The sequence below is a fragment of the Sinosporangium siamense genome (genome assembly GCF_016863435.1).
In the GTDB taxonomy this organism is placed as follows: domain Bacteria; phylum Actinomycetota; class Actinomycetes; order Streptosporangiales; family Streptosporangiaceae; genus Sinosporangium; species Sinosporangium siamense.
The window spans coordinates 14,091-35,886 of the sequence record NZ_BOOW01000044.1 but is presented as its reverse complement, the minus strand read 5'-3'; the positions used below and the strand labels follow the sequence as shown (position 1 = coordinate 35,886).

Annotated in this window: 20 protein-coding genes and 1 pseudogene; 10 read left to right on the top strand and 11 right to left on the bottom strand. The window is 68.8% G+C overall.

The genetic code is table 11. From position 1 onward, the window contains the following. Positions 1-57: 57 nt before the first annotated feature. The 4 genes from Ssi02_RS32300 to Ssi02_RS32285 are packed head-to-tail and all read left to right on the top strand — an operon-like array spanning position 58 to position 2,788. Positions 58-339: a hypothetical protein gene (locus tag Ssi02_RS32300; RefSeq protein WP_204031371.1), complete on the top strand. Its 282-nt coding sequence runs from the start codon at positions 58-60 to the stop codon at positions 337-339. Then, positions 336-1,172 carry a DUF2637 domain-containing protein gene (locus tag Ssi02_RS32295; RefSeq protein WP_204031370.1) on the top strand — a complete coding sequence of 279 codons (837 nt, stop codon included), beginning with the start codon at positions 336-338 and terminating at the stop codon, positions 1,170-1,172. Before Ssi02_RS32300 ends, Ssi02_RS32295 begins: the two co-directional genes overlap by 4 nt. 4 nt (positions 1,173-1,176) lie before the next feature. Beyond that, positions 1,177-2,184 carry a toprim domain-containing protein gene (locus tag Ssi02_RS32290; RefSeq protein WP_204031369.1) on the top strand — a complete coding sequence of 336 codons (1,008 nt, stop codon included), beginning with the start codon at positions 1,177-1,179 and terminating at the stop codon, positions 2,182-2,184. Beyond that, positions 2,147-2,788 carry a hypothetical protein gene (locus Ssi02_RS32285; protein ID WP_204031368.1) on the top strand — a complete coding sequence of 214 codons (642 nt, stop codon included), beginning with the start codon at positions 2,147-2,149 and terminating at the stop codon, positions 2,786-2,788. The genes Ssi02_RS32290 and Ssi02_RS32285 overlap by 38 nt, the downstream gene beginning before the upstream one ends. On the opposite strand, the gene Ssi02_RS32280 is transcribed toward Ssi02_RS32285, so the two are convergent. From Ssi02_RS32280 to Ssi02_RS32255, 6 genes are all read right to left on the bottom strand, one after another. Beyond that, a complete protein-coding gene (locus Ssi02_RS32280; RefSeq protein ID WP_204031367.1) occupies positions 2,789-3,487 on the bottom strand; it encodes a hypothetical protein in 699 nt (232 codons plus the stop codon). A gap of 1,019 nt (positions 3,488-4,506) precedes the next feature. Continuing rightward, a complete protein-coding gene (locus Ssi02_RS32275; RefSeq protein WP_204031366.1) occupies positions 4,507-6,255 on the bottom strand; it encodes a relaxase/mobilization nuclease domain-containing protein in 1,749 nt (582 codons plus the stop codon). After that, positions 6,252-6,674, bottom strand: coding sequence for a plasmid mobilization protein (locus tag Ssi02_RS32270; RefSeq protein WP_204031365.1), 423 nt, complete (start codon positions 6,672-6,674; stop codon positions 6,252-6,254). Before Ssi02_RS32270 ends, Ssi02_RS32275 begins: the two co-directional genes overlap by 4 nt. A gap of 447 nt (positions 6,675-7,121) precedes the next feature. Further along, entirely contained in the window at positions 7,122-7,553 is a 432-nt protein-coding gene (locus Ssi02_RS32265; RefSeq protein WP_204031364.1) for a hypothetical protein, read from the bottom strand. Between the two features lie 51 nt (positions 7,554-7,604). Further along, positions 7,605-7,976, bottom strand: a complete 372-nt coding sequence (locus tag Ssi02_RS32260; RefSeq protein ID WP_204031363.1) for a hypothetical protein — start codon at positions 7,974-7,976, stop codon at positions 7,605-7,607. Further along, the gene (locus tag Ssi02_RS32255; RefSeq protein ID WP_204031362.1) at positions 7,973-8,383 is read right to left on the bottom strand and encodes a hypothetical protein; all 411 of its coding nucleotides are present in this window, start codon (positions 8,381-8,383) and stop codon (positions 7,973-7,975) included. Before Ssi02_RS32255 ends, Ssi02_RS32260 begins: the two co-directional genes overlap by 4 nt. Before the next feature lie 116 nt (positions 8,384-8,499). Here Ssi02_RS32255 and Ssi02_RS32250 point away from each other — a divergent pair. Next, a pseudogene (locus Ssi02_RS32250) lies at positions 8,500-8,625 on the top strand (integrase core domain-containing protein); the annotation flags it as partial. Positions 8,626-8,666: 41 nt separating this feature from the next. Here Ssi02_RS32250 and Ssi02_RS32245 read toward each other — a convergent pair. Both Ssi02_RS32245 and Ssi02_RS32240 read right to left on the bottom strand, forming a co-directional pair. Then, entirely contained in the window at positions 8,667-9,206 is a 540-nt protein-coding gene (locus Ssi02_RS32245; protein WP_204031361.1) for a hypothetical protein, read from the bottom strand. An 89-nt stretch (positions 9,207-9,295) separates the two neighbouring features. After that, positions 9,296-11,656 (bottom strand): NACHT domain-containing protein, encoded by a 2,361-nt coding sequence (locus Ssi02_RS32240; RefSeq protein WP_204031360.1) that lies wholly within the window; start codon positions 11,654-11,656, stop codon positions 9,296-9,298. A gap of 482 nt (positions 11,657-12,138) precedes the next feature. Between Ssi02_RS32240 and Ssi02_RS32235 the strand changes: the two genes are divergently transcribed. The 5 genes from Ssi02_RS32235 to Ssi02_RS32215 all read left to right on the top strand — a co-directional run bounded on the left by Ssi02_RS32235 (position 12,139) and on the right by Ssi02_RS32215 (position 16,364). Further along, on the top strand, positions 12,139-13,017 hold the full coding sequence (locus Ssi02_RS32235) for a DUF3800 domain-containing protein (RefSeq protein WP_204031359.1): 879 nt from the start codon (positions 12,139-12,141) through the stop codon (positions 13,015-13,017). After that, complete coding sequence (locus Ssi02_RS32230) at positions 13,014-14,036, top strand: tyrosine-type recombinase/integrase (RefSeq protein ID WP_204031358.1); 1,023 nt, start codon at positions 13,014-13,016, stop codon at positions 14,034-14,036. Before Ssi02_RS32235 ends, Ssi02_RS32230 begins: the two co-directional genes overlap by 4 nt. Further along, on the top strand, positions 14,036-14,917 hold the full coding sequence (locus Ssi02_RS32225) for an abortive infection family protein (RefSeq protein ID WP_204031357.1): 882 nt from the start codon (positions 14,036-14,038) through the stop codon (positions 14,915-14,917). Before Ssi02_RS32230 ends, Ssi02_RS32225 begins: the two co-directional genes overlap by 1 nt. 242 nt (positions 14,918-15,159) lie before the next feature. Next, entirely contained in the window at positions 15,160-15,390 is a 231-nt protein-coding gene (locus tag Ssi02_RS32220) for a hypothetical protein (RefSeq protein WP_204031356.1), read from the top strand. 131 nt (positions 15,391-15,521) lie between these two features. Further along, a complete protein-coding gene (locus Ssi02_RS32215) occupies positions 15,522-16,364 on the top strand; it encodes a hypothetical protein (RefSeq protein ID WP_204031355.1) in 843 nt (280 codons plus the stop codon). Between the two features lie 202 nt (positions 16,365-16,566). Here the strand turns inward: Ssi02_RS32215 and Ssi02_RS32210 are convergent, their stop codons facing one another. From Ssi02_RS32210 to Ssi02_RS32200, 3 genes are all read right to left on the bottom strand, one after another. Then, positions 16,567-17,991: an AlbA family DNA-binding domain-containing protein gene (locus Ssi02_RS32210; RefSeq protein WP_204031354.1), complete on the bottom strand. Its 1,425-nt coding sequence runs from the start codon at positions 17,989-17,991 to the stop codon at positions 16,567-16,569. A gap of 1,301 nt (positions 17,992-19,292) precedes the next feature. Then, entirely contained in the window at positions 19,293-20,234 is a 942-nt protein-coding gene (locus tag Ssi02_RS32205) for a type I-G CRISPR-associated protein, Cas3-extension family (RefSeq protein ID WP_204031353.1), read from the bottom strand. Further along, the gene (locus Ssi02_RS32200; RefSeq protein ID WP_204031352.1) at positions 20,231-21,793 is read right to left on the bottom strand and encodes a CRISPR-associated endonuclease Cas3''; all 1,563 of its coding nucleotides are present in this window, start codon (positions 21,791-21,793) and stop codon (positions 20,231-20,233) included. The genes Ssi02_RS32205 and Ssi02_RS32200 overlap by 4 nt, the downstream gene beginning before the upstream one ends. Between the last annotated feature and the right edge of the window lie 3 nt (positions 21,794-21,796).

Sequence of the window (21,796 nt, the reverse complement as noted above, 5' to 3'; positions counted from 1 at the left end):
CTTCAGTTGATGGCGGACACCACCCGCGCCGGAAACCGACGCCTACGGAGTACACCCATGCCAAGCACCGTCACACTCCACGCCGACCAGGAAGTGGAGACCCGCCGCCAGCGCCTGACCCTGCTCGGCTATGCCCTCCAGCAGCACGGACACCCCGCCAGACTGGTACGGCAACGCCACGACCGCTGGATCCTCAGAGTCCACGGCCACACCGTGTTCTGCGGCGGAGCCGACGGCGTCTACGCCTACATCACCCGCAGAGGCGTCATCCTGGCCCCCGCAGACGGCGACCACGTGGCTTCCGCCGTACACCGACTCCTCGACGGGCACCTGCGGTGAACTCCGCCCGGCCGGTCGTCGTCGCCGCCGCGGTGGTGGCGCCACTGGTGGCCGGCCTTGCCGTACTGGGCGGGATCGGCTCGTTCGGCACCGTCCGCGACATGGCCGAACCCTGGTTCGGCGCTCTGGCCTGGATCGTTCCCATCGGCATCGACCTCGGCATCCTGGCGCTGCTGGCCTGGGACCTGCTGCTGGAGTACACCGACATGGCCTGGCCGGTGCTGCGCTGGGTCGCCTGGGGCTTCGTCGGCGCGACCGTCGCGCTTAACGCCACCGCCGCGCACGGCGATGTGATGGTGATGGTGATGCACGCGGCGATGCCGGTGCTGTTCGTCACCGTGCTGGAGGGCGTGCGGCACCTGATCCGCCGCTGGGTCGGGCTGACCGTGCAGACGCGTCGCCAGCGGGTGCCGCTCGCCCGGTGGGTGCTGGCGCCGTGGTCGAGCCTGGCGCTGTGGCGGCGAATGATCCTGTGGGACGTGACCGCCTACTCGCGCGGCCTGCACCTGGAGCAACTGCACCTGCGGGAGGTGGCACGCCTGCAGGAGGCGCACGGCCGGTGGCTGTGGCGCTGGCGCGCCCCGCTGTCGGAGCGCATCGCGCTCCGCCTGCAGGCGGCGGAGGCGGCCTGCTCCGGCGAGATGCCCGCCCAGGACCGCGACGAGCAGCTGGTGCAGGCTGCGCACAGCATCCTTGCCGAGGCAGAGCAGTCGGGGGTACGGCTCAGCCAGATGGACCTGGCCGCCCAACTGCGGGCCCAGGGATACCGGATCGCCAACGAGCGGCTGCGCTGGCTGGCCACCGCCGTCGGGCTGCGACGGGAAGCGGCGTGACTTCATGCACGCCCAGATCAACCGTGAGGCCGAGCGCTTCTTCCACAGCCACCTGCCCGGCAGCTGGGTGCCCGGCTACCTCGCAGGCAGAGGCTTCCATGACGCGGTGCAACGGCAGTGGGGGATCGGCTACGCCCCCGCCTCCTGGCACGCGCTCACCGACCACCTGCGGGGCCTCGGCTACCCAGGCCATGCCGTAGAGGCAGCCGGTCTGGCCCGCCGCTCACGCCGCGGTACCCTGATCGACACCTTCCGCGATCGCGCCATGTTCCCACTGCGGTCACGCGAGGGCACCGTCCTGGCATTCCTCGGACGCGCCCTCGACCACGAACCGCGCTACCTCGCCGGCCCCACAACCGCCAGCCACCCGCGCAGAGACCTGCTCTTCGGCCTGCACGCAGTGAACAGGAGAACGCTTCCTGTCCTGGTGGAAGGCCCACTGGACGCGATGGCCGTCAGCCTCGCCGCCCCCCACCGCCTCGCGGGAATCGCCTGCCTCGGCGCTCGAGTCACCGCCGGACAAGCCGAATTCGCGGCGACGCTGGGCAGAGCACGACTCCTCATCGCTTTCGACGGCGACCGCGCAGGCGCAGAGGCCATGGCCCGCGCCTACCCCGCTCTTCGGCCCGCAGCGCTGACCCTCGACGCCGTCACGCTGCCGGACGGGCACGATCCCGCCTCCGCGCTACTGCAGTACGGCCCCGCGCACCTGGCCGAGATCCTCCTCAAGGGGCGGCGCCCGCTGGCCGACCTGGTGCTCGACGCAGTACTGAGCAGCTCCGATCCAAGCTTCCCCGAGACCCGCCTGGCCGCACTCCGCCGCGCGGCCGGCGCCGTCTGCAGCCTCGCACCGCACGACGTGGCACGCCAGGTCGACCGGATCGCCCACCACTTGGACTTGAACCACACGTTTGTCACCGAGGCCGTCCTGGAGGCGGTCTCCACCCGACCCGTCCCGACTGGAAGGCCGACCCATGGAACACACACCCCAGTACTTCGACCCACTGGTTGAAGCCGCCGGCCAAGGCGTCGAGCAGGCCGTGCACCTCGCCTCGGTCGGCGCGGTCGCCGCCCAGCTCCTGCTCCAGGCCACAACCCAGCGCCTGCTGGAGCGCGCCACGCACGAGCGGGCGACACAGGCCGAACTCACCCGGCAACAGCGTGCGGCCGACCAGGCGGGGCAGAGGCGATGGCGGTCGGCGTTCGACCGCCGGTGGCTGGCCGGAGCCGATGTGCCGCAGGTGCTGGGCGTGTGGTCGGCGGCCGCGCCGTACTCGGCATCGGTTCCCGAGGCCGAGCAGGCCAGACTGAGGTGCGAGGTGCGATTGCGCGAGCAGCACCCGCACGCCATGGGCCACTACGACCGGTTTCGCCAGGCAGACGTGGCACCGGTGGAGGCGATGCAGCGTGCGCTGCCGTTCTTCGCCCGTGATCCCAACGTGCGCACCGGCTACCCACCGCCGCCCCGCCGCGAGCTCCTGTCCCATCCTGCACGGCTGGCCCAGGGCGACTTCCCGTATTCCATCGCCCACGTGGTCGCCGCAGGCCCGCGTACGACGCTGCCCGCGGGACGGGCTCCTGCCGTACGGCCCGCCGTGCCCATGCGGTGCCGGTGACTACAGCATCAGCCAGGTCAGCTCGGTGGTGGTGAGGGTCGGCAGTCGGCGGCCGACCCAGGAGGGGGCGCCGGCACCGACCAGCCCGGTGATGTGTCCGTCATCGTCCACGGTGCAAGTGATGCCGTAGGGCCACTCACCCAAGACGATCCCCATGATGAGATCCTCGGCGCCGCCGTCAACGACCTCGTGCAGCGCCTCGGCGGCGTCCCCCGGCGAGGTGATGGCGAACAACCAGGGCAGGTCCTCAGCCGCAGCACCGCCGTCACGCTGACCCCGGCGCCGCACGATCTCCACCTGCAGATGCGTCAGCAGCTCCTGCCGGTTGGCGAACACCTCCCACCCCTCCACCCGCGGCTTCTCCCTGGTGCCCAGCAGGCGGGCGGCGTCGGTCTGGGTCATGGCGACCTGGACCGCGATCCCACCTTCGGCAAGCAGCTCACCCAGCAGGCCCCGGGCAACCGCGTCCGTCCCGGGGCCGGTCAGCCCCAGGCCGTGCAGGGCCGCGAGCGCGACGGTGTAGCCCATCGCGCCACCTGACGCCCCGCTCTCGCCGGAGGGAGCGGGCGGTGGTCCCTCGGCAGGCCGGGAGGCTTGCAACTTGGCAAGCTGAGCGAACTCACGCTCCTGCCCTCTGCGCGACGACCCGCCCAGCGAGGCGAACGACAACCGGTGCCGCAGAGGGTAACCGACCAGCACCGAGGCGGCGGCCGTCGCAAGTACGGCTAGCAGCCAGGGGAACGCCCAGGCGGGAGACGATGGGCCGGCGGCCAGCGGGGAGCTCTTCCCGCTGGAGGCGAGGCCGAAGCGCTGGGGACGGGGGAGTCCTCGGTTGTACCAATACCGGACTTGGGCAATGACGACGTGTGCCGCGAGCCGCCCGTAACAGGCGGCGTCGGAACAGCCGGAGCCTCGACGTCGAGCTGCCGTACGACCTGCCGGTCGTGGGGCAGCGTCCTGGACGGTAGGGAACTTTCCTGTCGTGTGCGCGCCGTCGGCTGCTCCCCGCTCCGTCGACTCGCCGACCCCTCAATGTGACCTTGCCGGGGGCCGGCGGGAGGGATCGGCTCTCGGCGGGGCGTCTGAGCTCTACCGGAGGAATGTGCAACCGCACCTGGTCTCACCTCGCGCTCCGGTGAGCCGGTGACGGGTCCGGGATCCGGTCGCGACGGCACGGTAGAGACAGTCGGACCCTGCGAGGCAGGGGAGAGCGGTGCCGAACGAGGACTCGCAGGTCGCACCGGTACAGGCTCCACCCGTACAGGTGCGGGCTGCAGCGGCCGCGGCTGAACTTGTTCAGGCAGAGGTGGCACAACGCGCACCGGAGCAGGGCGACCCTGACCCTGAGCATCCCCGGTCGGCGTACCGGGATGTGCAGCGGGTGGCCTTCGCCACGACTCCTTCAACACCTGTCCCAGATCAGGCCTCCGCCCGGAGGTCAACCAGTGGAACACCTGGTCACGCACCGTGGCGCACAGCCGCTCCCGGTCGATGTAGCGATTGACGGTCTCACTGAGCTGCGGACATCCCGGCTCGGTGGCCGCAGCCGCAGGTACGGCACAAGCCGCCACAGCCCAGGCCAGCACACCACCAACCATCCAGCGCCGCGCGAGAACCCGCATCCCACACACCCCGAATCGAACCGGCAAGCACCTTGATCAATCACTCAGCGTAGTTTGTGATCTGCTGAACACGACTAGGTCCTCAACCCGCATCGATTAAAAGGTTGATCTTGAAGGCGGCCGAGCGGCATGAGACGGCACAGACCGACGCCCTTCAGCAGAGCGGCGGAACCCGCTTCGCCCAACCACGGCGCCCAGCGTGGGGAAGTCCCCTTCAGCGAGCAGCACCTGACGATCCCGAGGCCGACCGGCACTCGCCCCCGCCAGCACACCGTCCAGTTCCCGAGCGGCCCGCCCCGCAGCCTCGGCCTGGAACAACCGCCCCTGAGCCCGACGCAGCTCGGCAACCGCCACCACCATCGCCTGCAGACTGGACACCAACGTCATCATCGCGACCGTCGACCCGTTGCGCCCCCTTCCCGCAGCGGCCAGCAGCCGAGCAGCCAACCGCACCCCGCCACTCCGAGCTGCCGGCGGAGCGACTCGTCCGTACGGCTCGCGCACAGCCCGGTCGAACTCCTCCCCGGCCCGCCGTACCCGCCGATCACCCAGCACATCACCCGCGACCCCGAGCAACCCGCCGACGGCATCCGGCTCAACCCCGCCGAAACGCCGGTCGTAGTCCGCCGACAACCGCACCGCATCCGCCCACAGTTCCCGCCGCTCCTCCGCACTGCGTTCCCGCGACTCGCCCCCGGACTCCCGCGGCGACCCATCCCACAGACGCCGAAGCCGGGGCAGCGTCAGATCATCGCCCAACCTCCCACCGCCGAACCACCGCCCATCGCCCTCGACCGATGCCACCGCATACCCGGTGACCTCAAGGGGGTTGCGCTCGCTGTGGCGCAGACGTACGCCGACCCCCGCCTCCCGCAGACGGCGAAAGAAGTCCTCCTCCCCGGTGGCGCTCCGCGCCGCAGAACGCACGGAACGCCCCAGCAGCACCCGCGCCGACACCTCCGACACCCGTTCCGCCCCGGAACCCCCGCCACCAGGTTTGGCCCATCCGCGTTGAGCCTGAAGCTTGGGGAGGCTGAGATCGGCCGCGAGCTTGCCCCCGCCGTACCAGACCGGCCGCCCCTCCCGGTTGGCATGACCCGGCAACGCCACCGCATACCCCACCACCCGCCCATGCCCCTTCTCATCGAGCCGACGGTGCACCAGCACCCCCGCCTCCCGCAGCGCCTGGAAGAACTCCTCGGTCGACCCAGCCCCCGCCGCGGCCGCCTGCACCCGCCGCCGCAGCGCGATCCGGGCCGGCTCCTCCCACCCCTGCCGCACGGCTGCCTCGCTCTCACCCTTGGTAGGCCGCCGGGCAGCGGTACGGTCACCCGGCGCCGTCACCACCAGCCCGAACCGCCCCTCCAACTCCCGACACGCCTCACGCACCTTGTAGAAGTCATTCCAGGTCGAAGGCCTGACACCGTCCTGCCGACCCAGAGTCGCCACGATGTGCACGTGGTCGTCGGCATGCCGCACCGCCACCCACCGCACCGCCTCCTCATCCCCCGAAGGCGCCAACCCGCTCCGATCCATGATCGTCCGCGCCGCCTCCGCCCATTCCGCATCACTCAGAATCCGATCCCCGGGCGCGGCCCGTGCCACGCAGTGCCACACCGGCCGCTCATGCCCCCTGCCCGCAAGCGCAGCCAAAGGCTGCTCCAACAGCCCCGTCAACGGCCGAAAATCCCGACTCCCATCCGCCCGCACCGGCGGCTCCACCTCGGCAGGCTCCCGCCACCCGGCCACCACACGCGGATCGATGTGCTCGTTGGCCCGCCCAGGTCCGTACAGGTACCGGAGCAGCCCCGACACTTTGGCCCCGCGCAGCACCTTGCCGATCACCGAAGCAGCCTCCTCCGCACCGCCTCCGCGATTCCGTCGACCCTCCGCACCGTCCGCACGCAGTAATCCGCATACGAAGCCAGATTCCCCTGCGCCTGCCCGGTGGCGTTCAACACCGCAACCGCCTGGTTGAGGTTCACCCCGATCCGCCGCACCTGCGCCGAAGCCCGCATCAGCTCCACCAGCGCCTCCCGCAGCGGATCCGCCATCGGCGGACACACCTGCCGCGCCGCCGCCAACGCAACCTCAGCCGCGTAAGCCCCGTGCGTAAGCCCAAGCCGCTGCGCCGCAGCCCGCAGCTCCCCGTACTCCTGCTCGGTCAGCACAAACTTCACCACACGCGAACGCGCAACAGCCTGCCGCTCACGCCGCCGCACCACACGCTTACAAGAACCGACCCCGTCGTTTTGATCGGACATGTCACTGACCACTCCCCGTAGGACCGCGCCCGGTCCCTGCTGATCAGAAACCCCGCCGACCATGTCGCACGGGGTGAGCCCTCTGATCAGCAGTTTCTCCTGCTGGACCCCGCCGGGTCCAGAGCTAATGGGACATTAGACATATCTTGCTCCGCGCAGCGGAAGTGCGTCGTGTTTCAGCGTGGCTGAAGCCCGCGGGGCGAGGCGGACGTGAGCACATCGACTATGCTCGTGTCCCCCTCCGCGACGGCGGCCGCGTTGAGGTACGCGCGGGACTCCGCCTGATACACATCCCGGTTGTTGAGCGACAAACTTCTGTCAGTGGATACGGCAGGTTGTTGGCAGAGTAGGTCGCGACAAGTTCATGTCAGTGAGCGTCACAGCGCGCCACCGCTGGCCCCAGGCACTCGAAGTGCTGCGTATTCCCGGGTGAGTGCCAGTCCGAGTTCAGCCTCGATGTGATCGCACCTGTCGCGCATGCGGTACCAGTTGCCGCGCAGGTTCGGCCGCCGCCCGTCCAGACGCGTCTGGGTCGCCACCAAGGTGGATGTGGTCGCGTGCGTGCCGCTGCGCGACCCACCGGCATGCCGCTGGATCCCCCAGCGGGGCGACGCCGGCGGCGTCCAGCACCTGGGCGGCGATCCACGCCCAGGTGGTGTCGGTGAGTGGCCGGTCGTGCCGCGCTGTCAGCACCGTGCAGTGCCACAGATGGCGGCGGGCCGTGTAGCGCAGGATCTCGGCCGGGCGGTTGAGGTGCGCCGCCAACTCCTCCATGGAGGTCTCGCCGTCGGCGGGATCGGACTCGAACCGGTCCCAGGCGGCGATCAGGTACGGGTCGCGCTGGTGCTCGTAGCGGCTTGTGCTGGGGCCGTACAGCACATGCAGCAGATCGCGGGGTGCGGGAGCTGGGCCCGGGGTGCACCATGGCGATCATTTCGGGTCCGCTGTACGGAAGGCGTGGCGGACTAGGGTGTTGGCGGCGTGTTCGAGACGGCGTGAGGCGCGGGTCAGCTCGGGCAGTACCTCGACGGCATGCGCGTTTGGCAGCAGAGCGGCGATCCGGGCGAGCTGGAGGCGCGCTTGCAGCAGTTCGACGATCTGATCACGGGCGGCGAATGGTGTGGCGGGCAGGTCGTGGCGAGCGGCGGCGCCGGGGGACAGGCCCGAGCGCTGGGCGGCGGCGCGGATGTCGGCCTGCTCGTCGTCGGAGAGCATCAGCGGGCCCAGGCGATGAGGTCGGGGGACGGCGGAACGCCAGCGGCGCCTAGGTGCGGCGGCTTGGCCGGGGCCGGTGGGGGTCATGGCCGCTCCCGGGCCGGGTAGGCGGGGCCGTCGGAGGGCTCCGGCAGGTCGTGGTAACGCAGGCTGTGGAGCACGTCCTCGCTCACCTCTGCACGGTCGGGGTCGAATTCGGCGTGCAGCAGCCCGTCGCCATTCAGTTCGGCCTCGGCCTGCTCCCACCCGGCCGCGGTCCGGTGGGCGGCGTAGTCGGGGGTGTGCCCGCACGCCAGCGCGGTGAGCAGGACTGCGGCCTGGCCGTCGGTGAGTCCGCCCGGGGCGCGGGCGGCGGTGCACACCGCACCTCGCTGGTCGGCGGTGAGCAGGTCCAGCCGCGGGGCGAGAGTGTAGCCGCCGGATGCATAGCGGCGGACGGCCAGGGGGCCGGCGAACTGCTCGGCGCCAAGTGGGTACTCTGCATCACCGCTCACGCAGTAGATCGCTGGAGAGCCGGGTACTCGGAAACGGGTCCGCCCGGTTCGGAGGGAGGCAGAACGGAAAAGGACCAGCCCTACGGGCTGGTACCTCGCCGTTCGGCCGACCTACCCGCACCCTCCTGGAGGAGTGGGCCTACGCCCGCCCCTATATCAGTGAGGTGGAACGCCGCCGGGCGCTTCCGCGGTGGATGCACGCATACAATCACCACCGCGGTCACACTGCACTCGGTGGTTAGCCACCTGCCAGCCGTGTTCCTATCCTCTCGGGACAGAACACCTAGCGAGCCTTGATGGAGCCGAGCACCAGATCGATGTCACCAAGGTTTTGATGGCTGTCGGGCATCGAGATGAAGAGAATGCCCGGCCGTTTCTTCGCACCCCGGTCCACCAGGACGATCATCACGGTCTCTTTGCGCCAGCTCCAGCCCTGAGCCTCAACCGCCGCCGCATCGAGCTCCAGGACCAGCTTGTAAAGCCACGCCTTCTTGCCGCTCACCTCGTGGGGCTTGGACGAGAGCTCGTGCTTGGTATATGCGGGCGCGTCATAGTTCATGGGCTCGAGCACGCGGAAGTAGCCTTTCGCCGCATACTCCAGGTCGGCCGGGCCCCTGTACCACACCGCCCACGGTAGGCTCCCCGAGGCGACGACGGCGGATAAGTCCCCCACTCGAATCGCTCCAGAGACATCTTCTATGCATGCTGTCTGCACCAACGCCTCCTGGCGCGTGGTGAGGCCGTCATCGAGAGCGTCGGCTTCGGTCCAGCCGTCCCGGCTCACCTGCCAGTTGGCGCCGAGTTGCGGGTAGGTCATACCCACAGCGGCATCGACGATGGTCTTTGTTACCGGCGATCGTTTGCCCGGATGGCCCGGCCTGTGGCTCTGACGTTCGCAACCCAAAAACTCGTCTACGTCGCGCGAGCGTAGAGGGCCGAACACCACCAGGGGGCCACGAGCACGACAGTGACGAACGCAGCACCTGCGACGACCAGTAGCTCTTGGCGGCCACGTCGGACCTTTGCCTCTGCATGGTCATCGTGCTTGCAGCCGGCGGCGAGGTGGTCTTGGAGGTCGGCGTGGCGGAACTGGTAGACAGGGCCGACGATGCGGAGCAGGCCAAGGCGGTGGGCGTCGTCAAGGAAGGCCATCAGCTTTCGGGGCAGGTGCTCCTTCTTGGCCAGTCGCCGTACGGCGATTGTGTAGGCCAGCCAAGCATGGTGACTTCCGAGCGTGAGCCCGAGCGTGAGCCCAGTCGCGATCCCGAGTGCGATCCCGGCTGCTATCCCGGCTGCGATCCCGAACGTGAGCCCGAACGTGAGCCCGAACGTGAGCCCGACCGTGAGCGCGAGTGTTGTTACTCGTAGCCGTGTCAGGGTTCTATCGGCTTTCCAGCTCGTCAGCGGTGTGGTCGCGGCTGTGGAGGACACGGGCTGTTCCGCCCACTTGATCACCCCGTCCGCAGGTCCGACCATGAGCCCGAAAGTGAGTCCGAGCGCGAATCCGACCACAGGTCCGACCATGAGCCCGGAACCTATGCCGACCGTGATCTTGTCCATGAGCCCGGAATTGAGTCTGGCCGTGATCTCGTCCGCGAGTCCGACCGCGAGTCCGACCGCGAGTCCGACCGCGAGCCCGCCAGCGAGCCCGCCGACGATCCCGAACGTGAGCCAGTTCGCGAGCGCGTTTCGCACGTGTTTGAGGAGGTCGGTTGTTCTTCCTGGCAGATGTAGATCGGCATATCCGGGGGTCTCGGTGAACCATGCACCGCGCCCGAATGCGAGCCCGGCCCCAAGCCCGCCGGGAAGTCCGAACGCGAGCCCGACCGCGAGCCCGGTCGCGATCCCGCCCGCGAGCAGGCCCGCGAGTCCGCCCGCGAGTAGGCCGACAAGCCCTCCGACAAGCTCGCCCACGAGGCCGGCCCGCCAGACGGCGCGGCGTCGTCCAGTGCGAGGGACGGTGTGCTGGGCGAGCTGCCACCAGGCCAGGTCGTAGGTGTTGTGGTGGCGCAGGACGCTGGCGAGATAGGCCAGGTGGTCGCGGACGCGGTCGGGGTTCCAGGCGGTGCGGGGCCGGAAGTGCTCGGCGGGGTCGTCGCTGGGGGGCCGGCTGTGGATGACGGCGGTGATGAGGTGGTCGAGCAGATGGGCCCGCAGCGTCGCCTCCCGCTGGGCCGGGGAGCCGGTCAGGGGGGCGGGATCGGCGGTAGGGGTGATGTAGACGGTGCGGATCAGCCACAGTCCCAGTGCGGTTTCAGCCAGCTGGCTCAGGCCCGGGTGGGAGGCGTTGTGCAACGCGGCCCAAACCTGGGTCCAATCGTGGCGGGGGACCGGCGACAGGCAGGTGCGCAGGTAGGTTTCGGCGTCGGCGGCGTTGATCGGGGCCGGGGCGATGACGGCCGCGGCGTTGAGCACGTCGCCGGCCTGCACGACCGCCTGGCCGTACTCGGTGGTGCGGCTGGTGAGGATGAAGGAGTCGCCCTCGGCCAGCCACCGGTTCAACGCGGAGATCACCCGGGCGCGGGCGCGCTCGGGGATCTCGTCCAGGCCGTCCAGGATGGGCAGGATGTGGCCGTGGTCGAGCAGTGCCCGGGCTGCGCCCGTCCCGAACTGCGGGGCGGCCAGCGCCGGGTAGTCGAGGAGTAGGCGGGCGGCGAGCCAGTCGTGCAGCCGCGGGTGGACTGTGGTGTCCCACCCGTTGACCGGTACCAGCACCGGCACCGGGTCGGCGGCATCACGGCCGGGAGCCACCAGGTGCAGCAGCAGCTGGATGGCCAGGGTGGTCTTGCCGGTGCCGGGGCCACCGGTGATGACCAGCCATCGGCGCCGCAGTCTGCGAAAGGCGTCGGCCAGTTCGGGGATCTGGTCGCTGGAGCCGTTGAACGCCGACAAGTACGCGCCAACCAGCCGCGGATGGTCCATCGTTGCTGTGTCGTCGACCAGGTGCCAGGAGATCGGGATCGGTTCGGGATCGTCCAGGGCGCGGATGGTGGCCTCAGTACGCCACTGCCGTGCCACCAGGGCGGTCAGCGTCTTCTTGGCCGCGGTGATGGTCTCCTCGGGGTTCGACGGCGTCGGGGTTGAGCGAGCGCGGCGGTCGGCCAATGTTCCGTAGAGCGTCAGGGCCAGGCTGCTCAGGCCGAGGAACGCGCCGATCACGCTGGCCAACTGGTCGGCCGCAGGCAGCCCGGTCCCGGTGAAGTAGACAGCCATTCCGCCCACTGTGGCGACGAACAGGGCGAGTCCGACCCATTTCAGGATGCGTCCTGACATGACCTCATCATTCCGTCACCGCAAGATCACATGAAGCGATGCGAGGTGTGTGGGCGCGATGCGATCGGAATCGTTAGGCGGCTGTCACCCACCATGGAGCAGGTTGATGCGGCGGGAGAACAGCGCTGGTCTGCCGGATGTCGAGGGTGCAGGGTCTGCGCTAGGTCGTGCCGGTGCTTTCTGAACTCCTGGTGAGCCTTGCGCCGGTGCTTGGTTGAGTCTCGAACTTCGCGACGAGCTCGCCATGCAGGTCCGGCATTGGCCCCCTTGGCGCGGAAAGGACAGCCGCTGCGGATCGACCCGTGGAGTGGGTTCCCTGCCGCAGTAAATCGCGGATTTACTGCGGCAATCGCGCTATCGTCGTGTCCCGGCACCCCGCCCAACCTCCGCCCCGCTGCCCCGGCGGGCCCGGCGGGCCCGGCGAAGCCGCAGCGAGGTGTACGCGTTTACCGCGACAGCCCACCGGCGCGAAGGACCCCCGCATGCGCGTGATCTACATCGACGACAGCGAGCAGACCAACCCCCGCCGCCTCCACATGGGCGGCCTGGTCGCGATCGGGGGAGTGATCGTCCCGGAAGGCGCCGTCGCCGCCTACGCCGCCGCCTTGGACCGGATCCGCGCCGACCTCGCCATCCCAGACGGGGAGGAGCTCAAGTGGAACCCGCCCAAGGGCAGCTTCCTGGCCGGCGCGGGCGGCGATCTGAACCGGCGGATGCGCCGCCGCATGCTGCGCGACGCCATCGACCTCGGGATCAAGTCCACCGTGGTCGTCTGGGACAACGGCGGCCCCGACTGGCCCAAGGAAAGGGTCGGCCCGGAGATCCTGAAGTACCTCTACGAGCGGATCACCATGTTCCTGGACGAGCACCAGGACGTGGGCGTGATCATCGCCGACGAGCCGGGCGGCGGCGGCAAGGCTGAGAAGCAGTGGCTGGCCGCCACCTTGGAACTGACAAACCGGGGAACCCGCTACGCCGCACCCGAGAGGATCGTCTCCCCGATCCTGACCGCGCCCTCCCACCACCTGCCGCACCTGCAGCTGGCCGACCTGGTCACCGCGGCCACCACCGCCGCCGTCGCCGGCTACCCCAAGGGGCTGGAGCTGGCCCCGCTGCTCAAGCAGCTGGCACGGACCAACGCCCACGGCCTGGTCGGCGGCGCCGGGGTCGTGCTGTGGCCGCCCGACCTGGTGGACCTGCACCACTGGGTGTTCGGCGAGTCCCACTACGTCAGGCAGGGGACCCCGCAGCCGCTGGGCCCCGCCGCGGTCGCCGGCGCCCCGTTCGTGCAGCCGGGCAGGACCTACATCCGCGACGACGGGCTCGGCGACACCGCTCGCCCGCAGACGGCCGCCTCGTGAGCGTCCACCGGCTGCACCGCGACGCCCCCGACGCCTACGCCGAGGCGGTCCAGGCCTACCTCACTGCGGCCGGAGTGTCGGCCTCCTCCTGCCGCGTCTACCGGATCTCCCTGACCACCTGGGGGTGGCTGCTGCACGGCCGCCAGCCCCCGACCGGCCTGGCACGCCGCGGCGCCGAGCCCCCCGCGCTGCAGCTGGAGGCGCTGGAGCAGGCCGCCACCGCGCGGCTGCTCGCCCAGGCCTTCGCCGAGCGCGCCGCCCGAACCGACGCCGACACCGTCAACCGCGAGCTGTCGGTGCTGCGCGCGGCCATCGCCTGGTGGCGAAGGCGCGGCTGGATCGCAGCCGACCCCACCGCCGGACTGGAGCGGCGCCCCGCCCCGCCCGACCGCACCCGGGCGCTGTCGCGCCCCCAGATCGCCGCCCTGTTCGAGCTGAAGGCCGACCTGCGGGACAGGGCGCTGTGGCGCATGCTGTACGAGACGTGCGCCCGCGCCGAGGAGATCCTCACCCTCGACGTCCAAGACCTGCTGCCGGCCGACAAACGCGGCCGCGTGGTGGCCAAGGGCGGCGCGGTGGAGTGGGTGCACTGGCAGTCGGGCACCGCCCAGCTGCTGCCGCGCCTGCTCAAAGGCCGCGCCCGCGGCCCGCTGTTCCTCACCGACCGGCGAGCGCCCGCACGCACCCCCACCCTGGACGTGTGCCCCGCCACCGGCCGGGCCCGCCTGTCCTACCGGCGCTCCGCCGAGCTGTTCGAGGCGTCCACCCGGCCGCTGGCCAACCCCGGCACCGCAGATCCCGCCGAGCTTGAGGCGCGCGGCGGGTGGACGCTGCACCAGCTGCGGCACTCGGCGCTGACCCACGAGGCCGAGGACGGCACCAACACCCCCACCCTGCTGGCCCGCTCCCGGCACGCCTCGGTGCGTTCCCTGGAGCGCTACGCCCGGCCCGGCGTCGACGCCGTCGCCGCGCACGTGGCCGGCCGCGACCCCCTGCGACGACGCAAGCGAGGCATCTGATGGGCTCCCGCCGCGAACTGGTCAGCACCGCCGTCCGCGTCGCGGTGCGTGAACTGTCCAACCAGATCAAGGTTTCAGACATCGACAACCTGTGGCAGGCCGAAGGCTTCACACCGGTTTTGGCCTTCGACGTCGATGCGACTATCAAGGGGGAGCGGCGGCAGCTGTTCCAGGCCTACCTCCAAGCGGTCGACTGGACCGATGAGCGGCACGTGACCCGCGCCCTGCGAGTCTTCGAACGCCTCCTGGAAGACCACTACCTGGGCTCCAACGACGTCACCTACCACCGCGTCCGCAGCGAGCTGAAACGCGACGGCTACCAGATCGACCAGGACGACGGCCGCATCACACCTGTCGGAGTCGACCTGCGCCCCGGGGCCTTGGCGAACCTCACCGACGCCAGTGCTATCCACGACGGCCTGCAGCGCATCCGGCGGGCCGAGCAGCACGACGACCCCGCACTGGTCATCGGCGCCGCCAAGGAACTCATCGAAAGCACCGCCAAACTGATCCTGCACGAGCTCGGCCGCACCATTGACGCACGGGCCGACATCCAGGAGCTCATCCGCGATGCGCAGAAAGCGCTGCTGCTGTGGCCGGCCAAGGCCTCCGGCCCCGACGGCACCGACGCGGTCAAGAAGGTCCTGGGCAGCGCCGCCTCCATCGCTGTAGGGGTCGCCGAGCTGCGCAACCGCGGCTACGGCACCGGCCACGGCCAGGTCAGCGCCAGGCGCGGGCTTCGCCCTCGGCATGCCCATCTGGCCACCAACGCCGCGGTCACCTGGTGCGAACTCGTCCTGGAGACGCTTGCCGATCCCGAAGCTCCCTGGCGTGGTATAGGTTCCACCACAGCTACGGCTGCACCTGGATCGACTCCGTAGATCAAGAACCACGCGGCGCGACTGACAGGAATTGTCGCCGACCGCGGGTACCTGACGGGCGATCAGAAGGCGGGTGGCGACCTGCGCCAGGTGGTGTCGGTGAGGACGCGGTCGTGGCGGGCGGTCAGGCAACGCCCCGGGTAAGCCGGTACTCCCTGCACCGGCAACACGAACACCTCATCCGGCCCTGTCCCCACTGAGATCAAGTACTCGATGTCAGCCCTCTGCGGAAGAATGCCGTCATGGGTGAATCCCTCGCGACACAGTTCCTGAGAGCAGATCTCGAGGTTTCCTGCACTCAGTGCGGTTACCCGATATGGATCAGGTACTCAGAAGTCGTGGCCCAGGCCACCGTCACGTGTCCCTGCTGCTTCATCCAGCTCCGGCTAGTCGACGGCACCGGCAGCGCTCAGAACGCGGGCAAGGTCGTCGACCAGGAGATCACACAAGCTCTGAAAGGCCTCAGCCGATGAAGTACCAACAGCAGCTGCAGGTGGCTGTACGCGAACGACTTCGCCGACTCATGATCGCGTCATACGCAAGCGCCGGCCACGAGGTACGTCTCACAGTCGCATGGATCAAAGGCCAGCCGGCTCTCAGAGGCTTGCTGGAGGAAGCCGGCAGAGCCGAGTCCGGCCTGGACCGAGAGCGTTTCCGCGCAGGTCTGGCCCGCGACGAGCCGTTCGTCTGGACAAGCAGGACCGAGGAAGGGCGCGCTACCCTCGTCTGGGAGCTGTTGCAGGACATCGCGGCGGAGGACGAACGCAATCCCCAGGCAGGGCTCCAGACGGCAACGGAGTACAGCAACAAGTCCAACCTTCAAGACAGCTGGCGGGAGTTCGCCGAGGACATCCTGCAGCCGCTGTTCGACTTCCTCAGCGAACGCGTCGGCGCGGCGAGCAGCATCCTGCACACGCTGCAGCGCTACCGGACCCGCATCGAGTGGTTCGATCGCGACGAACTGCACGCCCGGTACACGGCCGACACTCGCAACGGCGAGGAGATCTACAACCTCGACCTTCAGCGTTTCCTGTTCCTGGAAGGCGATCACCTCACGCACGCCAAGCCACGATCAGCCTCAGGCGAAGCGGATCTGATCGGCGACCTCGACGGCGGCGAGCCCTTGATCTGCGATGGAAAGATCTTCGAGGGCGACGGGCGAGGCAAGTCCTACCTCATCAAGGGCATGCACCAGATCGTCAAGTACGCGCACGACTACGGGCAGCACACCGCTTACCTCGTGATCTACAACCTCACCGACAAGCTCCTCGACTTCCACACCGATGGCACCCCCGACGCCTGGCCGCCGTACGCCGAACTCGCCGGCGTCCGGGTGTATTTCATTCACGTCCGGGCCCTGCCACCGACCACCACCGCCAGTAAGGCTGGCAAGGCCACCCGTGTGGTCATCGCCCGCGATGACCTCTCCAACCCCGATAGCGCCTGACACCCAGTAGACGGTGCCCTACTCGCTACCCGGGCTGCGAACGTCCTGGACCTGGCTACTGTCGTGACAAGGGCCTCGGTAACAGGCTGCGTCTTCCTGGGTAACGCCGAGATGCGCCACATCGCCGCGGGCAACCACCAGCGCTACTGACAGCTCGTGTCGCGAAGCACTATCAGAATCCTGTCGCTCAACAGCGGAGGGGTTACCAGGAGGCCCAGTTGGTGATGATGGCCCGTAGCGGCTCGTCCCAGTGATGGGGATTGATGGTGCCGTTGACGTCGAGCGGGGGCACTTCGGCCAGACCGAAGGCGTGACATGCCTCACTGGCGACCATCGCCGCCGCCGAGATCAAGCCCGGCCCATCGGTGGCGAGGTCGTCGAGCGGGGCGAAGACGTCACCGACGGCGCGGCAGGTCGGCGACAGACCCACATAGTCGCCATAGCTCGTGCTGGACGTCAGCTGGATCTCGCGAAGAGAGTCACGACGGGGGAGGTCAATACCGGAGCTGTCGATCTGATCGGTGTCTGCCAGCAAGCTCAGCCTGATCGCAGTGACGCCGCTGGCAGCTGTGCGATCGCGTGCGTGGCGGCCGAGGTATCGCAGTCCCGACAGCAGGTAGAAGACGAGGTCCTGGACGAGAACGCGGATCGTTTCACCGGTCTGATCCTCGCCGTTCAGTGCCATGAGGAACGACCCTGCACCGTCGGTGTGCAGTTCGGTGTACACGGCGATGACGGGATCTCCGAAGACCGCGATGAGTCTGCGCGGGGCGACCCCCACCTGCTGGAAGGTCCAATGGCGTCCAATCATCACCGGCTCGACATGCTGGGCACGCTGGAACTCCAGCAGAGCAGCCCGGTTGAGCACGAGCCTTCCAGCGGTCTCCGGAACGATCGTCACCACCAGGATGGGCCGCGTCGGCTCTTTCCGGTAGAAGGCGTACTCCGGACGCCGCAGCCCGAACCTGTCGGTTTCCTGCGGCGGGTCCGGAAGGGTTGAGCCGTCCCGTTCTGCGTAGGCTTCGACGCATCCGGCTTCCACCTCCTTCAGCCGGTCATGGATCGACTGTCCGGCGGCGAAGCGATCACGGTAACGGGTGGCCACCTCGGGCTCGAGCATCCAGCGAGTGGCGGCGCCGTTGCGGATGGGGAAACGCAGCCAGCCGTCGCGGTGGTGGGTCTTGTCCCGGGTGTCCAGGAGTGCGTGCGGGGCCAAGCCGCTGCGTTCCACCACAACCAGCAGGACGCCGTGACCCGGGTCGTCGGGGTCCTCGACGGCGAGGATGTCGACCTGTAGGGGGTGCGGGGACAGGTTCAACAGCACGTCGTGGAGTCGGCGCTGCTCACTGTCGCCCACATCGACCTTGGTCACTTCCTCGGGGACGGCGCGCTGACCGTCTTCCTTCACTCCGATGACCAGGATCCCGCCGCGGTCGTTGGCCATGGCGACGACGTCCTTGCAGAACTCGACCTTCTGCTCTTCGTTCTTGGCGTGAACCCGTTCCTTGTAGTCCAGGTCGGCCGCTTCGGCTGCCTCCTCACGCCCGATCAGCGCGATCACGTCCGCGAAGACCACCTGATCAAATCGCTTGCCGAACAGCGCTTCAAGACGCGCAGACCGAAACATGCCGCCACGCTAGCGAACCCGACCTTGGCCTGGGAGGTGCCCAGGAGAAGGGCCGTCTCCTTGGAGGATCGTGGTAACGGCGCAGCGGGGAAGATTGATTCCTGCACCTGCTAGAGACAGTGTGGGATCGCTATTACATTGCGTTACTGACACTTCTTGTCGCGAAGCACTGTCACAATCCTGTCGCTCAACAGCTGGGCATCGAGGGGGCGGTGGGACCGTGTGTTCCAGTCGGCCTTGAGGTTCTAGCCAATAGCGGGACGAGACGCCATGGGCGGGCTCGCTGGCTTTTGGGCCAGTCGCCGCGATGGGGCCGTCCCCTCAGGGACGGTGAGACCAGAAGCGGGAAGTCCGAGGTCGACATGGCCTCGGTGCCGCAATGGGGCCGTCCCCTTCAGGGACGGTGAGACGGCGGCGTCTACCTGGACGGGGTGCCGTAATGGGGCCGTCCCTTTCAGGGACGGTGAGACCATCCGCTGCGAGACCTCCTCGTCCATCGCTGCCTAGCCGCAATGGGGCCGCCCCTTTCAGGGACGGTGAGACTGTCATCCGGGGCGCACGCGAGAAACACCTCGCGCGGGCCGCAATGGGGCCGTCCCTTTGAGGGACGGTGAGACTCGCCAGCAATGAGACGCCGGCGACGGCTAGCCAGGCCGTAATGGGGCCGTCCCTTTCAAGGACGGTGAGACTCGGTCTAGGGCTGACGGTCGTCGCCGAGATGCTCGCGCCGCAATGGGGCCGTCCTGTCTAGGGACAGTGAGACCTCTCGGGCTTGATGTGAGGCGGCAGCACCTGGCCGCCGCAATGGGGCCGTCCCCTTCAGAGACGGTGAGACCACGGAGTACCGGCGGGCCAGCTCCAGAAGTCGTTGCCGCAATGGGGCCGTCCCCTTCAGAGACGGTGAGACTGTCGAGGCGGTCCCACCGGCCGAAGCGGCCGGGCTGCCGCAATGGGGCCGTCCCCTTCAGAGACGGTGAGACTTCATCCCGGCCTTGCCGGCTCCCTCGCCGAACAGGCCGCAATGGGGCCGTCCCCTTCAGAGACGGTGAGACTGCTTGTGAACTGCAACAACTTCGTTGTGTGACGATCTCTCAGGCCATTCATGCCTGTAGTTGTCCTTTTCTGTGCTGTTTGTGCTTAGGAACCTCCCCAGGAATCCATGTGAGCTTGAGGTTCCTAAGCACGCGTCCACGATCTACGGGCTGTGGTTTCCGTTCCATGCTGGTTGGCGGCGGTGGCTTTGAGAGGTTGCCTGCGGCAGGTGTTTTTCAAGTGTCAAGTAGCAGTGGTGGTCCGAACACTCATCGGATGGTGACAGTGTTCGGTGAAAGTACTCCTTCGAACGTACGCCCCGGTAGACGCCGCCGGTGAGCGCTGTAGACGCCGAACACCCCCAGCGGCTCCCAGGCCGTGGCTGTCATGGTCGGTCCTTCGTCTACTGGCCGCAGGGCCGGGTGTTCCAGCAGGCAGCGCACCGCCTCGACGTCGAGTCGGGGGGTCCATAGAGGCCAGATCATGACATGGTCGTCGGCTGTCCGTTGCCACAGTGTGCTGCGCACCCTTCGGCCGTCGCCCCCCAGCCGGAACATCGGAATCGCCATCGTGGCAAGCCATGTCGCGCCCGGAACCCCGGCCTCCATCCCCCTACGTCCACGCGGGTCGTCGGCGCTGCTTCGCAGTACCCGGTGATCCAGGTACTCGCCGGTGAAGCCCTCGACCCGGCGCCATCGAACTAAGGCATCACGCAGATGCGTCGGGTCGGCCCGTACCGCCTTCAGAGGCTTCTCAAAGAAGGTGCGGAGCTTCTGCTGGCCGGCCGGGGCGATGAACGGCGAGATGGCGCCTCGGCCCTGGCTGTCGACGGCCAGATCCGTCGTCAGGGCGGGAAGCCACACCTCGGCCGCTCGCGGATGCGATTCGCGCAGGCGGACGGCGTGGTCGCGGTAGGTCTCCCGAGGCCAGCGCAGCGGGTCCTGTCCGACCCCGGCAGCGGGAGGGAAACCTGCCCCCACTCCTGGGAGCACGGCTCCCTCGCCGATCGAGGCGACGACCTTGCGCAGCTCGCCGGCGATCTCGTCCACGTCCGCCAAGTCGCTGTGCACAACGGCGGTCGCGTCACGGTCGGAGAACGACAGCCGAGCCGGGACTCCGCCCTCGTCTGCGAGAACCCGGAGGACTCCGAGGGCGGCCAGGAACCCCAATGGTTCGCGCCCGTCCAACGCGGGAAGCACCACAGCGCTCACGAGTCCTCCCTGTCTGCTTCTTGGCGGGCCGAGCACCAGATGTCCGCCAGGCGCAGGACGGTCTCCAGTCTGGCCAGTCCCCACCGTCCGTGCTTCTTCGTCAGGACTGCGAAGCGCGCAGGGGATGACCAGTCAACTGATGCGCTGCTATCGATTTCGATCTTGTGCCCGCCCTGGTGGACGGCGGTGACCGGGGACGGGTCGGTCACCGGGGGTAGCAGCGGGCGCCCGAAACCGTGATGGCCTGCGATCAGGTGCACGACCAGGTCACCGTCAACGATAGGTTCCCTTTCGAGGAGCACAGGGGCGATCTGCGCAGACAGGGCCTCGTGCCGCATACCGGCAGGGTAGCCCGAGCGACGCTGCGCCTGGCGGAACAGCGAGCGGTCCAGCGGGTCCATCCCGGACTTGGCCAAGTCGTGCGGGCGGGCCGCGGCCAGCCAGCGATCCCCGCGGTGCAGCATCACCTGGAAGCGCTCATCCCGCTTGCCCTCGTCATGCCAGAGGGCGGCCAGCTCGAGCGCCCGCTGGAGATCGTGGGGCAGGTGGAGGTAGCCGGCGAACTCCACCGCCCTTCTTGCAACGGCGCGCTGATGGTCTTCCAAGCGAACAGGTTCGGCTCCGCTGGAGGACCCCCGAGCGGTGGCGTCCTCGCCGAAAGAGGTCGTATCGCTGGTCAAGACAACGCAGCCAAGACCGACATGCTCCACAGCTGTGGGCTTCCGGGCCAGGGCCAGACGGCGAAGCACTGCAAGGTGCGGTGGCAGATCATCACCGGACTCCTCGTATCCCGGACCCGGTGGCATGGCGGCACGCGGCTCGGCAAGGATCTGCTTGATCAAAGCCGAGCAGGCCTCGGCGTCCACCTGATCGGCTCGGCGCCATTCGTCCACCCGCTCCACTGCCTGAGCCACAGCTTCGGCAAGGTCGGGGCCATGCTGGTTGAAGGCGGCCACCAGGGTTGGACCCATCCGTACGGAGACCGCCCGGCGGCCGTTGCCGCCGCACAGGTCTCCAACGTCCAGTGCGGGTTGCGTTTCAGCCGGGTTCCAGCCGTACTCGTCGCATCCGCCGTAGCCGGTGGGGACGACGAGCCGATCTCCAGCTCTGATGCGTGCCCCGGGAACGATCTCGATCTCGTCGCGGGAGCCGTACCGGATGACGGGTCGTGCCAGCGGGCCGGGTTCCTCAGCGTCTTCGGGGTCGGGCTCGCCTTCCACGTCGGTGAAGTCGCTCGTACGGTCAAGCCCGGACAGCCATTGGCGTACGGCGGTGAGCGGCAGTTCGATGCTCTCCTCGACCGTCGGGGGAAGCAGCTCGACGCTCTGCTGCCACTGCTGCCGGTCGCCATCAAGGTCCCGCCAGGCGACGGAGACCTGCGCGGACTCGCGCTGCAGTCCGTGCAGGAACGGCGCAGGGGGAACGTCGTTCGGGCTGGGGGCGGGCGAGGTGCGGGCCCACGCGTCCAGATGCGCCGGCGACAGGTAGGGCGTATACGGCTGGGGCCCCTGCAACTTCTGCCACATTTGCTTGTTGTGAGCGTGGAGTGCGTTGGCCAACTG